The organism is Oceaniferula flava (assembly GCF_016811075.1).
Taxonomy (GTDB): Bacteria; Verrucomicrobiota; Verrucomicrobiia; order Verrucomicrobiales; family Akkermansiaceae; genus Oceaniferula; species Oceaniferula flava.
Window position 1 is genome coordinate 248,096 of record NZ_JAFBGL010000002.1, and the last position, 12,727, is coordinate 260,822.

Annotated in this window: 13 protein-coding genes; 6 read left to right on the forward strand and 7 right to left on the reverse strand. The window is 58.8% G+C overall.

Annotated elements, in window-relative coordinates:
* Positions 1–2 precede the first annotated feature (2 nt).
* Genes msrA through floA form a run of 3 tightly spaced genes read right to left on the reverse strand, consistent with a single transcriptional unit; the run spans position 3 to position 2,186 of the window.
* Complete coding sequence (gene msrA, locus JO972_RS04125; protein ID WP_309488733.1) at positions 3–563, reverse strand: peptide-methionine (S)-S-oxide reductase MsrA; 561 nt, start codon at positions 561–563, stop codon at positions 3–5.
* 21 nt (positions 564–584) lie between these two features.
* Complete coding sequence (locus tag JO972_RS04130; RefSeq protein WP_309488734.1) at positions 585–1,100, reverse strand: hypothetical protein; 516 nt, start codon at positions 1,098–1,100, stop codon at positions 585–587.
* 57 nt (positions 1,101–1,157) lie between these two features.
* Complete coding sequence (gene floA, locus JO972_RS04135) at positions 1,158–2,186, reverse strand: flotillin-like protein FloA (protein WP_309488735.1); 1,029 nt, start codon at positions 2,184–2,186, stop codon at positions 1,158–1,160.
* A gap of 149 nt (positions 2,187–2,335) precedes the next feature.
* Here floA and JO972_RS04140 point away from each other — a divergent pair, with 149 nt between their 5' ends.
* The 3 genes from JO972_RS04140 to JO972_RS04150 all read left to right on the forward strand — a co-directional run bounded on the left by JO972_RS04140 (position 2,336) and on the right by JO972_RS04150 (position 4,178).
* Positions 2,336–2,533, forward strand: coding sequence for a hypothetical protein (locus tag JO972_RS04140; protein ID WP_309488736.1), 198 nt, complete (start codon positions 2,336–2,338; stop codon positions 2,531–2,533).
* A 63-nt stretch (positions 2,534–2,596) separates the two neighbouring features.
* On the forward strand, positions 2,597–3,526 hold the full coding sequence (locus JO972_RS04145; protein WP_309488737.1) for a hypothetical protein: 930 nt from the start codon (positions 2,597–2,599) through the stop codon (positions 3,524–3,526).
* 31 nt (positions 3,527–3,557) lie between these two features.
* Complete coding sequence (locus JO972_RS04150) at positions 3,558–4,178, forward strand: SprT family zinc-dependent metalloprotease (RefSeq protein WP_309488738.1); 621 nt, start codon at positions 3,558–3,560, stop codon at positions 4,176–4,178.
* On the opposite strand, the gene JO972_RS04155 is transcribed toward JO972_RS04150, so the two are convergent.
* The gene (locus tag JO972_RS04155; protein ID WP_309488739.1) at positions 4,157–4,474 is read right to left on the reverse strand and encodes a DUF3817 domain-containing protein; all 318 of its coding nucleotides are present in this window, start codon (positions 4,472–4,474) and stop codon (positions 4,157–4,159) included. The two genes, JO972_RS04150 and JO972_RS04155, sit on opposite strands and share 22 nt — an antisense overlap.
* An 81-nt stretch (positions 4,475–4,555) precedes the next feature.
* Here JO972_RS04155 and chrA point away from each other — a divergent pair, with 81 nt between their 5' ends.
* The 3 genes from chrA to JO972_RS04170 all read left to right on the forward strand — a co-directional run bounded on the left by chrA (position 4,556) and on the right by JO972_RS04170 (position 7,545).
* Positions 4,556–5,743 carry a chromate efflux transporter gene (gene chrA / locus JO972_RS04160; RefSeq protein WP_309488740.1) on the forward strand — a complete coding sequence of 396 codons (1,188 nt, stop codon included), beginning with the start codon at positions 4,556–4,558 and terminating at the stop codon, positions 5,741–5,743.
* Between the two features lie 115 nt (positions 5,744–5,858).
* Complete coding sequence (locus JO972_RS04165) at positions 5,859–7,238, forward strand: hypothetical protein (protein WP_309488741.1); 1,380 nt, start codon at positions 5,859–5,861, stop codon at positions 7,236–7,238.
* A gap of 115 nt (positions 7,239–7,353) precedes the next feature.
* Positions 7,354–7,545 carry a DUF3008 family protein gene (locus JO972_RS04170; RefSeq protein WP_309488742.1) on the forward strand — a complete coding sequence of 64 codons (192 nt, stop codon included), beginning with the start codon at positions 7,354–7,356 and terminating at the stop codon, positions 7,543–7,545.
* 14 nt (positions 7,546–7,559) lie between these two features.
* Here JO972_RS04170 and lipA read toward each other — a convergent pair whose 3' ends face one another.
* The 3 genes from lipA to JO972_RS04185 form a co-directional block, all read right to left on the reverse strand.
* On the reverse strand, positions 7,560–8,501 hold the full coding sequence (gene lipA, locus JO972_RS04175; RefSeq protein WP_309488743.1) for a lipoyl synthase: 942 nt from the start codon (positions 8,499–8,501) through the stop codon (positions 7,560–7,562).
* A 44-nt stretch (positions 8,502–8,545) separates the two neighbouring features.
* Positions 8,546–9,667: a DNA alkylation repair protein gene (locus JO972_RS04180; protein ID WP_309488744.1), complete on the reverse strand. Its 1,122-nt coding sequence runs from the start codon at positions 9,665–9,667 to the stop codon at positions 8,546–8,548.
* A gap of 71 nt (positions 9,668–9,738) precedes the next feature.
* Positions 9,739–12,726 carry an alpha-amylase family glycosyl hydrolase gene (locus tag JO972_RS04185; RefSeq protein WP_309488745.1) on the reverse strand — a complete coding sequence of 996 codons (2,988 nt, stop codon included), beginning with the start codon at positions 12,724–12,726 and terminating at the stop codon, positions 9,739–9,741.
* Position 12,727 lies beyond the last annotated feature (1 nt).

A 12,727-nucleotide genomic window follows, 5' to 3' on the forward strand; every position in this document is an offset into this window, starting at 1 on the left:
GGTCAATCCTGTGATGCGAGCAGGTGCTGATAGGTTTTGCGGAACTTGGCGAGCTTCGGTTCGATGACGGCTTGGCAGTAGCCTTTTTCCGAGTTCTGGTTGTAGTAATCGCGGTGGTCGTCTTCGGCGGGGTGGAACTTTTCCAGTTCCTTCACTTCGGTGACCACATCGCGGTCTATCAGCTCGTCCATTTCCGCGATCACGCGCTCGGCGATCTGACGTTCATCATCGGTGCTGTAGAAAATGATGCTGCGGTATTGGGTTCCGACATCGGCACCTTGCGCATTCAGAGTGGTAGGGTCGTGGCTGCCCATGTGCACGCGGATCAGTTCTTCGTAACTGATGACGCTGGGATCGTAGCAGATCTGGATCACCTCGGCATGGCCGGTGGATCCGGAGCAGACTTCGCGGTAGCTGGGAGATGAGGTGGTGCCGCCGCTATAGCCGCTTTCCACGGAGTTCACTCCCTTCAAGCGCTGGAACATGGTTTCGGTGCACCAAAAACATCCGCCGCCAAATACGGCGACCGCTTCCTGGCTCTTCGTCTCGTTATTCTCTGTCATCGGTTTGAATGCTTTGTTGGCTTAATACCCCGGCGTGCTGGACTTCGGCGGACCGAAGACCTCGTGAAGAATCACGGCCTGTCGGGCGGACTCCGGATTGGAGAGGAGTTCGCGGGCGGTGATGTGCCCGCTCGCGGAGCGCTTGCGGCGTCGTTTGCCCGGGCTCTTCAGCAGCTCCTGGAACCGCTCAGCCGCGGCTTTTTCCTCTTCACTGAGTTCGGGTTTCTTGATCTTGAAAGTCTGCGGGGCGATGGCGATCGCTTGTTGCGGCACGGCTGCCGGGGCAGCGCGTTCCACGGCGACCACTGGCCGCGGTTGGGGCGGTGGCTGGCTGCCGGGCAGCGGTGGTGGCGCGGGTGGACCGGCGACCTCCGTCTGACGGCGGCGGATTTCCTCGCGGAAATCATCGTAGATGTCCTCCAGTGATTCGTTGACCTCACCCTCCTGTCCCTTGCCTTGGATCTTTTTGATCAGCCACTGGATGCCGCTGATCACTACAAAGAGGATCAGGACAATGACTTGGCCGTCTAATTCCATGGTGTTTGGGAAAGTTGGTGAGGGGGAGACTGAGTGAAGCGCGGTGCGGCGGATGAATTACTCGTTCTCGTCGCTGTCGCCAGCGATGGAATCGCGCATCTTGGTATCGGCTTTGACGTTCTGGTATTTGACGTAGTCCATGATGCCGAGGTTACCGGAGCGGAAGGCTTCGGCGATGGCCATGGGGATATCGGCTTCGGCTTCCACCACCTTGGCGCGCATTTCCTGGGTGCGGGCGGACATTTCCTGCTCCACAGCCACGGCAGCAGCGCGGCGCATCTCGGCCTTGGCTTGAGCGACTTGTTTGTCGGCCTCGGCCTGCTCCGCCTGGAGGCGAGCGCCAATGTTATCGGCGACGTCGACATCGGCGATGTCGATGGAAAGGATTTCGAAGGCGGTGGAGGCATCGACGCCTTTTTCCAGCACCAACTTGGAGATGTTGTCGGGGTTTTCCAGCACGTGTTTGTAGGAACTTGCGGAACCGACGGAGGTCACGATGCCTTCACCGACACGGGCGATGATGGTTTCTTCGGTGGCACCACCGACAAAGCGATCGAGGTTGGTTCTCACGGTGACTCGGGCGCGGGCGTTGACTGCGATGCCGTCCTTGGCCACAGCGGTGATCTTGCTGCTGCCGCTGTTGGGGTTCGGGCAATCGATGACTTTCGGGTTAATCGAGGTGCGCACGGCTTCGAGCACGGTCTTGCCAGTGTCCTTGGTGGCGAGGTCGATGGCGCAAGCGCGATCGAAGGAAAGGGAGATGCCTGCCTTGTCGGCGGCGATCATGGCGAGCACGACGTGGGCGACGTCACCGCCGGAGAGGTAGTGGGCCTCGAGCATTTCCGTGCTGAAATCCAGTCCGGCTTTGACCGAGGTGATTCGGCTGTCGACGATCATGCCGAAGGGAACTTTCCGCAGCCACATACCGATCAGGCTGCCCATGCTGACCGGTGCCTGCGACAGGCGGGCGCGCAGCCAGGTTTTGAAAAACTTCAGCAGAACGAGGAAAAAGATCAGGCCGAAGATCAGGGCTACGACAAGAAGGATGGGCGCGATGAAATCAGCGGCGAGAATAGGGAGTGGCATGACGGTGGTTGTTGGAAGCGTGGCAGGTCGTTGGAAACCCACTGCCAATGTGTGTGATGATCCTTGATCTTGCAAGAACACAGGGGATAAAAATTAGTGCGGAATGTCGCCTTGCTTTCCCTCAAAGATGGGGTATTCACATGCCTGACATGAAACAGATCATTTTGAGCACTTTAGCCGTAGCCGGTATGTTTGCCTTCATTTCCTGTGAGCGCCACTCCTGGGAAGACAGCGATGGGGAAAAAGGAACCAAGAACCTTTACCCAACAAAAACTGAACACGGTGATCACGGCGACCATGCCGACGCCGACGCTGGCGACGATTCTCACGAAGGGCACAATCACTAAGAGAGTGCTCTTTCATGCTGCCCGGGGAACGATCCGGGCAGACGATGAGTGCGGCGCTAGGCTATGGAGAAAAATCGGCCTCCATTCTGGTTGATTCCCAACTTGCTGAGCGTCGATGCTCCGTTGGTTGCGCTGGCGTGGATGTGGATGCTGGCGAAAGCCTTGCGGGTGGAATACATTCCCTCCACGTCTTGGTGGGTGCTGCCTGCTGCTATCTGGTGCGTTTATGTGCTGGATCGCCTGATCGATAGCTGGACGCACACCGATGTGCGCGATATTTCGCCCCGCCATCGATGGCATTGGAAATGGCGCTGGCCTCTGCTGGGAGCCACCGTGATCGTCAGTGCCACCTGCCTGTATCAGGCGATGTATGTGCTGCCGCGGTCGGTCTTTTCCGCCGGCGTTGTGCTGATGGTCCTCTGCGGGATCTACTTCCTGCTCGCGTGGTTTCGCAGTCGCGAAGTCCCCTACATCAAGAATTTCCTCGCCGGGATGATCTTTGCCATGGGAGTGGGGATTCCGGTGAATGCCGCCAATGCCTCGCTGTTGGTGACCGATCTGAAAGACGTCATTTACGCGCTGCAGCACACTGGGCTGCTGGATGCGCTGTGGAACTTCGGCCTGATGGTGCTGCGCACCTTGGTGGTGATCTTTTACCACTGCCGCGAAGTTTGGGTCTTTGGCGCCCTGTGCATGATGAACATCACGGCCATTGACCTATGGGAGCGTGCAGATCAGGCGGAAACCGAGGAAGCCGCCTATTCTCATGAAGCCACCCTGACACTTGGGTTGATTGTGCTCGCTGGGGGAAGTTTGGTGTTTGCCGCGATGTATGCCGACCAGTATTCCAAGCCATTTTTCTACTCGGTGATGGTTTCCGCGGCGGCCCTGCAGCTGGTGAACCACTACCGCACCCGCTTCTCGCTGAATGCCCAACGGGTGCTGGCGGATGTTGCGTTGATTGTGCCGCTGCCTATTTTTCTCGTCGCCTGATCTCGGCGGCTAGCTTAGCAAGGGGACTGTGATGCAGCTGGAATTTTTCTTCTCTCGCAAAGATCGCTCGAGCGATGCTCAGGACAAGCAGGCTGCCAAAAAGGAGCCCAAGAAGCCACTGACTGCGGAGATCCCATCGAATGCCGACGATGCTCTGACCGGTCGCTGTGCCAACATGCTGCGCGGCCTGGGGCTGGATCAGCTGGGCGGAGTGGTGGTGGTGGCCTGGAACCCGCGGATGCGAACCACGGCGGGCCGGGCGTTTTGGCCGCAGGCGATCATCGAACTCAACCCCAAGCTTTGGGAAGTGGCGCCGGAAGAGGTGGAGCGCACCCTGCTCCATGAGCTGGCGCATCTGGTGGCCTATGCCCGGGCGGGTCGCAAAAGAATCTCAGCGCACGGCATCGAGTGGCAGCAAGCCTGTGCCGATCTCGGCATCCCCGGGGAGAAAGCAACCCACTCGCTGCCGTTGCCGGGACGCAGGATGGCGCGGAAGTGGCGCTACACCTGTCCGGAATGCGGTGAGGGATTTGACCGGGTGCGTAAAATGAAACGCCAAGCCGGATGTTACGCCTGCTGCAAGGCGCACAACGGAGGCTATTACCACAAGCGCTTCCGCCTGGTGGAAAGTCAGCTCGAGGTGACGGATTGATCTTTTTCCGACTGCTTCTTCAGCCAAATCTCCACCCAGATTGGGGCGAAGGGGATGAGGGAGGCGAGGAAGATGAGTGATGGTATCTTCAGCTTCCACTTGTGCGCCAGCATGGCATCGAGCAGGGCGATGCAGAAGAGGCAGAACAGCAGGCCGTGGATCATGCCCGGCACGCGGATGGCGTCTTCCACCCCAAGAATGCGCTTGGTGTAGATGGAATGATACAGCAGGTAGAGAAAGGAAAGCCCCTCAATGACACTGATGATGCGAAGTCGGCCGATGGCTGTGCTGAACATGACGCCGTATTAAGGCGATTTTGTAACAGAGGCAAGGATTTGGTATTTGGAATTTACGTTTTCATTCCTACTGTCCGCCGCATGTCTCGTGGATTTTTCGAATGTTTCTGGATCGCTCTCAAGTTGGGTTTGATTTCCTTTGGTGGGCCGGTGGCGCATCTGGGGTATTTGCGCGATACCTATGTGAATCAAAAACATTGGCTCAGCGAAGAACGTTATGCCGAACTGGTCGCGCTCACCCAGTTCCTGCCGGGGCCTGGGAGTAGTCAGTTGGGCGCCGCCATTGGCTACGAGCGTGGTGGCTGGCTCGGCGGCCTCGGGGCCTGGCTGGGCTTCACTTTGCCATCGGCGCTGGCGATGATTGCTTTTGCCGTGGGCATGGGCAGTGTGCAGCAGTGGCTGGGGGCCGGTTGGCTGCACGGTTTGAAACTGGCCGCCGTGGCGGTGGTGGCGGTGGCCCTGCTGGGGATGCGGAAAAGCCTCTGTCCCAAGCTGCCAGAGGTGCTGCTGGCGGTGGTCGCGTTGATCATTTTAACCATCGTGCCGCAAGCATGGGTGCAGCCTCTGGTGATCCTGCTCGGTGCGTCCGCCGGGGTGATGATGTTTCGCCGTGCTTGCGCGGATCAGGAGTTGGGCAAACCGACACCCGCTCGCGAGGGGAAATCGGTTTGGTGGCGCAGTGTGCTGGTCGCTGCGGTGGGGATGGTCGTGCTGTTGTCGATCCCAGCCGTTATGCTCAACGGGCGCGATGCCCAAGGGGTGGGTGGCCTGCTCCATGCCGGATCGCTGGTCTTTGGTGGCGGGCATGTGGTGCTGCCTCTGCTGGAAAGCTCCACCGTGGATGCCGGCCTGGTGACGGAGGATTCCTTTTTGGCGGGTTATGGTGCGGCGCAGGCGGTGCCGGGGCCTCTGTTTACCTTTGGTGGATTTTTGGGCGCTGACATGGCCCTGCTGGGGAATGCCTGGCTCGGTGGAGCCGTTGGAACGGTGGCGGTCTTTCTTCCCGGCATGGTGCTGCTGGCTGGCGGACTGCCGGTGTGGAATCGATTGAAACATCTCCCGTCTGCCCGCGCTGCGGTGCGTGGTGCCAATGCCTCCGTGGTGGGCGTGCTTGCAGCCGCCTTATTGGGGATGCTGACGGGCGGTGGGGTGTCGGGGATCGTCGATGCTGCGGTGGTGTTTGTGCTGGCTTTGGCCATCAATCACAAGTGGCTGCCGGTCTGGGCCTTAGTCGTCTTATCCGCTGTGGGCGCGGGTGCGATGGCCTGATGGCGGTGGAAAGGGGGAAAAAGCGCGACAATTTTGCGACTTTGCTCCGCTGCTTGGGTTAGAGTTCTTGTCTAAGGAAGTACACATCGATCGAACCCTATAACAACACCATCATATGAAAGCTACAGTTCTTGGGCCCGTCGCGGCTCTCGTCATCGGAGGTGCCGCAGGATTTCTTGCCGGCAAAAACACCGCTCCAGGGATGGATGCGGATAAAGATATTCCCGCAGATGCACGCTCCGCAGCACGCCGTGCGGCCAGTGCCTCGTCCGGAGGGGCCGCCAGCCGTGGCGACCGGGTCAAAAGCGTCAAGGATGCGCTAGCCACTCGCGGCCAAAGTGCCCGCACCCAGGCACTGCTCGATTTTTACGCCAGCCTGGACCCGTCCCAATTTGCGGATGAAGCAAAAAAACTCGAAGACCTGCCGTGGAGCGAGCGCATCATGGCTGGTTACCTGCTATTTGCCCGTTGGGGTGAAGAAGATCCTACGGCTGCCATGGCCTACACCAAAACCATGGGCATGGCCGGGAACTTCGTCCGTGGCACTGTGATGCAGAGCTGGGCCGCCAAGTATCCTGAGGATGCCGCAAAATACTACACGGATAACCCTGCCGAATTTCGTATGGCCGGTATGATGCGTGGAGGTGGAGGCCGCGGAGGTTCCACCGCCGGCGTGATCGCTGCCGAGTGGGCTCGCCAGGACAGCGACAGTGCCATGGCCTGGGCGACATCCTTGGATGGACGCGACCAGCGTGATGCCGTCCGCAGCATCGTCAGCGAAGCTGCCAAGGAAGATCCTGCTGAAGCCGCTGCCATGCTCTCGTCCATCGACGATGCTGATGCCAAGAAAGATGCTCAGAACACCATCGCTCGTGAGTGGGGTAAGTCCAACTGGGGTGAAGCTCAGGCATGGATCGCCACACTTCCTGCCGATCAACAATCAGACGCTTTGTCCCGTGCTCTGCGCGGACTGGCCGAGGCCGACCCGGAAGCTGCCGCAGCCAACATCACTGCCATCCCCGAGGGTGAAGACCGTGATGCAGCGGTAGAAGACATCGCACGTGAGTGGGGCCGCCAAGATCCCTCCGCCGCAGCTTCTTGGTTGCTGGCCAATGGATCTGCTGATGCTCAAGAAGACGGAATTGGTCGTGTGGTCTCCTCATGGGTGACTCAAGACTCCGAAGCTGCCTACGCCTTTGTGAACGAACAACCAGCCGGTGAAGTTCGCGATGAGGCCGTTTCTTCCTACGTCCGTGCCAACATGGGTGGCGATGTGCAGCAGAATCTGCAACTTGCAGAAAGCATCACCAATGACCGTGATCGTGCTCGCACCGTCGGAATGACTGCTATGATGTGGGCTCGCTCCGATAAGGAAGCCGCTACCGAGTATATCGAAAACACCAGCGCCCTGAGCGATGAAGCTCGTGCGCGTGTGCTGCAAATGTCCCAAGGCGGTGGCCGTGGCGGACGTGGCGGTGGCGGACGTGGCCGTTAATCGAAAACAATCTATCTAGCTAGCGGGTGCGTCTCCATCGGGGGGCGCGCCCGTTTTTTTATCCCCCCCGAGTGCATTTGAGGCAGCGGGGAAATGGTGTTATGGGTATGCTCTGATGAAAGCACAATCCAAAGCACAGCAACGAGCCGCCGGTGCGGCACTATCAGCCAAGCGGGGAGAAACGAACCCCGAGGAGCTTCGTGGCGCATCGCAAGAGATGTTCGACCGAATGAGCGAAGAGGAGCTCAAAGAAATAGCCTCCACGGAGCGGCAAGGTCTGCCGGATCACGTGGAGGCTGATGATTGACTGAGGGGGCAAGCCTAGGCCTGCACCGCTGCTTCTTTCTCGATGTCCTCGATGAGATCCAGCTCCGGGCGGAAGTCCGCAGCGTGGTAGGAGGAGCGAACCAGGGGACCACTGGCGACGTGGCGGAAGCCTTTGTCGAGGGCCACCTGCTTGTATTCGTCGAACTTCTCAGGAGTGATGTATTCCACCACGGGAAGGTGGCGTGGTGTCGGGCGCAGATACTGACCGAGGGTGAGCACGGTGACATCGTGAGCCAGCAGATCATCCATCGCTTGGTAAAGCTCTTCCTCTTTTTCACCGAGACCTAACATCAGGCCGCTCTTGGTGACGACTTTGCCGCCGGCCATGGCCTTGGCTTTTTTCAGCACGGTGAGCGAGCGTTGGTATTTGGCGCGACTGCGGACGATGGGAGTCAGGCGTTCGACGGTTTCCAAGTTGTGGTTGAAAATGTGAGGCCGCGCGCTCATGCAGAGTTCCAGGGCGAAATCCTTATCGTTGAAATCCGGAGTCAGCACCTCGATGATGATGCCCGGGTTGACCTCGCGCACCTTGTTGATGACATTCTTGAAATGCTCGCCGCCACCATCGCGGAGATCGTCACGCGCAACGGCGGTGATGACCACGTGTTTCAGGTCGAGACGTTTGGTGGCCTCGGCAACGCGCGCCGGCTCATCGAGCTCGAGGGCATCGGGGCGAGCCGTTTTCACGGCGCAGAATCCGCAAGCGCGGGTGCACTTTTCACCGGCGATCATGAAGGTCGCGGTGCCTTGGCCCCAGCATTCCCAGCGATTGGGGCACTGGGCCTCTTCACAGACAGTGACCAGGTTCAGGTCGGTGATCATCGACTTCGTCGACCAGAATTTCGGGTCGTTGGGAAGGCGGACTTTGATCCAATCAGGCTTGCGCTCGGTGTGCAGCGCAGGGTCCATCTTCATCTTCGGGCCGTGGCAGTTCATGCCGCCCTTCTAAACCTGAAAAGACAACATTCAAGTGCCAATTTTCAAGGAACCAGAAGATTAAAATCGGCCGACTGTGTCATTTTTCCGTTCACCAGCACTTCGACGCGTTGTTTACCGCTGTAATACCGCCGTGTGGTGATGGGTTTCAGGGGGTGCGATTTCGAGAGGGTCACTGACTCACCTGCTTGTAGGGCTAAGTTTTTCCATTTGAAAACCTTGGCCGCAGTCCGGCCGTTGGCCTTCATGAAATGGATGGCGTAATCGATGACCAGGCGCTGCTTTTTCGTGGAGGTGGAGCGGATGGTGGTGGTGATGTGGAGCGCTCCACCGAGTTCTACGGTGCCGGGTGTCAGCGTTGGTGGCGTAATTTTGACCACTGGCTTGGCGGTGAATCCGAGGAGGGGGAAGACTTCGGGGTGACCGGACTTGACCAGCGTGCGGGTGGCGTGCCTGACGATCCATTGACGTTCCGGCACGGCATCGGCCAGCCAGCGACGGCAGGTTTCCAGCACCAGCTCCGGATGGTCTTTGGAAATGTCGTTGAGGTTATTGGCGACCGAGCGGCGGACGTAGTCGGACGGGTCGTCGCGCAGGTTCTCGAGCAATGCGATGATGTCGCTGGGGTTTTCGATATAACTCGGCAGTTGTCGACCCCAGGGCAGGCGGGGGCGAATTCCCTCGGATGCGAGCCGGCGCACGTCCGCGCTGGAGTCCAGACACCAAAGCACCATCTGACGGTAGGTCATTTCCGGATGGCATTCCAAAAATGGCCGAATGGCAAACTCCGCGGTGTAGAGTGGTGTGAGGTAACGCAGCAGCGGAAGCGCCACTTCAGGATGATTCAGTCCGTATTCGGCGACGTAGTCGGTGATCGGCCAGGCGGCGAAGGAGCTGAGATTATCGTTGGGGTCTCCCTTGTCCCAGTGGTCGCGGATGCGGCCGAGGATCTTGGCGCTCTGCGGAAAGGATGACGGCAGGTGTTTCCCCATGACCACGATGAGGTGTCGCACCCGGTCCTTCAGCTCCAGGCGAGGGAGGGCCGAGAGCGCGTCTTTGCGGAAGACGGCGTGGGAAAAATCCGCACCCGCCCCGTGGAGACCATCAATGATCCGCTCCACCGCGGCCTCGCCCAGGCCGTCTTTCATGAGTGCATTCGCTGCCATGTTCTAAGCGCAGCGATGGCAAAGCATTTTTAAGCACAGGGCAAGGTGAATTTACTGTCACAGGCGAGTTCTTAGCCCATGTTGGAAATCCAAGCACATCCGTAAGGGGGGAGATCGAGGTGGGTGTCCTGACTGCTGTAGGAGGTGCCGGTGAGCAAATCCGTCCAGCGTTCCGTGGTGATCAGGTTCAAGTCCACCAGCGGAATATGCTGCGGTTGATCGGAGATGTTGTGGATGGCGAAGATCGACTGCGAACGGTCCAAGCTCTCGCGCCAGAAGGCGAAGATGTGATTGCCGAAGTGCAGGGTGTATTGGGTGGCGTTCGGGTGGAAAGCCGCCTGCTGCTTGCGGATGCCGATGCGGCGTCTGAGTTCTTCGAACAGGTGCTTGTGGTGCAGCTCGTCGTTGGCGAGCGTCTCGTCCAGCTCTTGCTGGTCCCACTTGTAGCGATTGATCGAGCGTGCCTGACCGGTATCGGCCATGCCCTGAAGATCGTTCTCCGTCCCTAACAGGCTGTGGATGTAGAATGCCGGTAAGCCTTCCAGTGCCAGCATGATGGTGTGGGCGGTGATGAAGCGATCCAGCTGCCACTGGTCACGACCATGTTCGATGGTGCCGGCCATGGCGCTGTAGAGGGAAATGTTGGCCTCGTAGGGTTTCAGTTCGCCATCGGGCATCCGGCGCATGGAGATCTCGCCGCCAAACTCGCGGATGGTTCCCAGCAGTTGCTCGTTTTCCTTGTCGGACAGAAGGCCCTCGGCAGGACGCAGGCCGATGCCGTCGTGGGAGGCGATGAAGTTCAGGTAGGCCCGGCCACGGCGTGCCGGCGGCATCGACATCATCCACTTTTTCAAGTGACGGCAGTCGCCGCTGAGCATGGTGTGCAGCAGCAGGGGCGGCAGGGAGAAGTTGTAGATCAGGTGGGCTTCGTTGCCATTGCCAAAGTAGCTGAGGTTCTCCTTGTTCGGCACATTGGTCTCGGTGATCAGCACGGCGGACGGCTCGAGGCTCTCGAGGATCAGGCGCAGCAGGCGGATGATCTCGTGGGTCTGCGGGCGGTGCACACAATTGGTGCCATCTTCTTTCCAGAGGAAGGCGACGGCATCGAGGCGGAAAATGTGGATCCCTTTGTCGAGGTAGAGTTGAATGATGCGGATGACTTCCAGCAGCACTTCAGGGTTGGCAAAGTTCAGATCGACCTGGTCTTCACTGAAGGTGCACCAGACCTGTTTCTCGCCCTCGATCGTTTGCACGGAGGTCAGCAGCGGCGTGCTGCGTGGTCGCACCACCTTGCGCAGGTCTTTGAATTTGGAGCCGTCGATGAAGTAGTCTTTCCCCGGAGAAATATCGCGCAGGTAGTTGCGGAACCAGGTTGATTTCGTCGAGCAATGGTTCAGCACCAGATCGGCCATGATCTTGAAGTGCTTGGTGAACTGCTCGATGTCCGCCCAAGACCCGTGATCGGGGTTGATGGCATTGTAGTCGATGACGGAAAAACCATCGTCCGAGCTGTAGGGGTTGAAGGGCAGGATGTGGACGTTGTTCACGTGATGCTTCAGCTCCTTGCGGAAAAACTCAAAGAGGGTGCGCAGTGGCGGCTCGTTCTTGCTGCGGATCGAGTCGGCATAGGTGATGGCCATGATGTCTTGCTCATTCCACTTGTTGACGCTGGGAGTGGATTCGATCGCCTTTTTCGCCAGTGGCGCGAGGTTGAAAATCTTCTCGGTCACGGGCTCTGTGGCTTCTTCGCCGTAGATGTTGCGGACGCGCTCTTGGATGCCCAGACGAAGTTGGTTCACCTTCGGGTGCTGCATGACATCGTAGCGGGTGTTCTCGCCAAACTCCCGGCGGTCTGCTTCCACGGCATCGAGCAGCATGTCCATGATGTTCGGAACCGCGGAAATGACGCGCTTCCAGCTGGGCATGAAGGGGGTGTCCATGGACATGTCCGGATTGAGGAAGTCATTGCCGGCCTGCATGATGTTCTCGGCGAAGACTTCGATGGCGTGGCCCTCGGTGTGCATGTCGTAGCCCAGGCCATTGATGGCGGCGTCACTGTGGTAGCTATCGACCAGATCGAGGGCGATGCGGTAGTAAGTGGCCTTGATGGTGCGGATGCGCTCTTGGGTGAAGACTTCCCCTTGGGTAGCCATCTTGCGGTAGAGCGATTTCGCGATGTCGCAGCTCATCTTCGAGAGCCCCTTGGTCTTGTCGTCGAGAGAGAGGTCCTGGTGTTTGTGATCGTAGGTATCGGCAACATCGACCTGGCAGATCTGATTGGTGGCGTAGTTGCGGTGCATCTCGGAGAGCGTGCCCATTTCCAAACCCCAATCGGACGGGATGCGGATGTCCTCGATGACATCGCGCGAGAGGGAGAACTCACCGGCGAGCGGATAACGGAAGCTGTCGAGGAAATCGAGGTAGTCGTTCGGGCCGCAAACTTTCTTCAGGGCACGCAGCAGAGGGGTGACTAACAGACGGCAGGCACGGCCGTTCATCGAGTTGTTGGCGATGCGGGCGTAGTATCCTTTGCAGAACTTGTAGCTCAATGCCGGATTCGCGACCGGGTAGATCAGTCGGGCTAACAGATCTCGTTTGTAAGTGAGGATATCGCAGTCGTGGATGGCCACGGTATCGGCCTTTCCTGATGCAAGGATGTAGCCGAACATATACCAGACATTGCGGCCCTTGCCGGCTTCCTGGGGAGCGAGCCCCTTTTCCTGAAGCAGGGCGTCGATTTTCCGCAGCCTTGGGCCATCGTTCCAAAGGATGTCGGGGTGCTGAGGTAGGCGATCGAAAAATTGCAGAGCTTTCTTGAACTGGCTTTCATCGGCGCGGTCGAGGCCGACGACGACTTGGTCAAGGTAGGGGACGCTGGAGATTTCATCCACGATCGAGCTCAGCGCCGGGCCTTCGAGCTCGGAGTAGAGTGATGGGAGGATGAGGCCCATCGGTTTCTTTTTACGGATGGCTAGCAGTTCTTCCTCGAGCTCTTCGAGGGGGCGGTCATTGAGCTGGTGCAGGGTGGTTACGACGCCGAATTGATGAAAGTCTCCCATG